A 346-nucleotide genomic window follows, 5' to 3' on the forward strand; every position below is an offset into this window, starting at 1 on the left:
CGGCCGCGTCCTACTCTCCCACCAGGTCCCCCTGGCAGTACCATCGGCGCTGGCGGGCTTAGCTTCCGGGTTCGGAATGGGACCGGGCGTTTCCCCACCGCTATGGCGGCCGTAACACAACGAGACACACCAGCCGAGACACACGCATACGCATGCTTCCCGAAGCCAGTAGGGGTCTCAGATCTAAACAGTGGATGCGAGCAGCAAGAGTCTTGCTAGAAGAATCAGCTTTGTGGTCAAGCCCTCGGCCTATTAGTACCGGTCCGCTACACCCCTCACGGAGCTTCCACGCCCGGCCTATCAACCCGGTGGTCTACCGGGAGCCTTACCCCATCAAGTGGGTGGG

2 rRNA genes are annotated in these 346 nt (G+C 61.6%); both read right to left on the reverse strand.

What is annotated here, in order from left to right:
- Positions 1 to 114 (reverse strand): 5S ribosomal RNA (rrf, locus tag GWK61_RS55650); the annotation flags it as partial.
- Between the two features lie 118 nt (positions 115 to 232).
- Positions 233 to 346 (reverse strand): 23S ribosomal RNA (locus GWK61_RS55655); the annotation flags it as partial.

Origin of the sequence: Catenulispora rubra (assembly GCF_015356825.1) — a bacterium.
GTDB classification, from domain to species: Bacteria; Actinomycetota; Actinomycetes; order Streptomycetales; family Catenulisporaceae; genus Catenulispora; species Catenulispora rubra.